Annotated in this window: 1 protein-coding gene; it reads right to left on the reverse strand. The window is 58.0% G+C overall.

The genetic code is table 11. From position 1 onward, the window contains the following. Window positions 1-7 precede the first annotated feature (7 nt). Window positions 8-286, reverse strand: a complete 279-nt coding sequence (locus tag CH256_RS22875; RefSeq protein ID WP_256989518.1) for a DUF47 domain-containing protein — start codon at window positions 284-286, stop codon at window positions 8-10. Window positions 287-559: the final 273 nt, after the last annotated feature.

The following is a 559-nucleotide window of genomic DNA, read 5'->3' on the forward strand; positions in this document are numbered from 1 at the left end:
CGCGCACTCACGTCTCTTTCAGCACGATGGATTCGATGACGTGCGCTACCTTCTCGAAAGCGTCTGCGGCATCTTCGAGTTCGTCGCCCACTCCCTTGAGCTTCATCACGGTCAATGCGTCGAATCGACCGTCGAACAGATCCGCCAGAAAAGTCCGATAGGCATGATCGGCCCGGTTCTCGAGCTCGTTGATCTCGATCCAGTAGCGCTCGAGATCCTTCATCGACGCCAGCCTCGGCATTGCATCCGCCGTGACCTTGGCCGACCGGTCGAGGATGTCGATCATGCCTATCGGACTTTTCTGGCGGATCTGTTCGACGGTCGATTCGACGCATTGACCGTGATGAAGCTCAAGGGAGTGGGCGACGAACTCGAAGATGCCGCAGACGCTTTCGAGAAGGTAGCGCACGTCATCGAATCCATCGTGCTGAAAGAGACGTGAGTGCGCGGTGGTAGCACTGGTTCTGGTCATCACCCTCGCGATGGCGTTCACCTTCACCAACGGCTTTCACGATTCGGCCAATGCCATCGCGACGTCGGTGTCCACTCGCGCACTCAC

The sequence above is a fragment of the Rhodococcus sp. 05-2254-6 genome, assembly GCF_002258565.1.
In the GTDB taxonomy this organism is placed as follows: domain Bacteria; phylum Actinomycetota; class Actinomycetes; order Mycobacteriales; family Mycobacteriaceae; genus Rhodococcoides.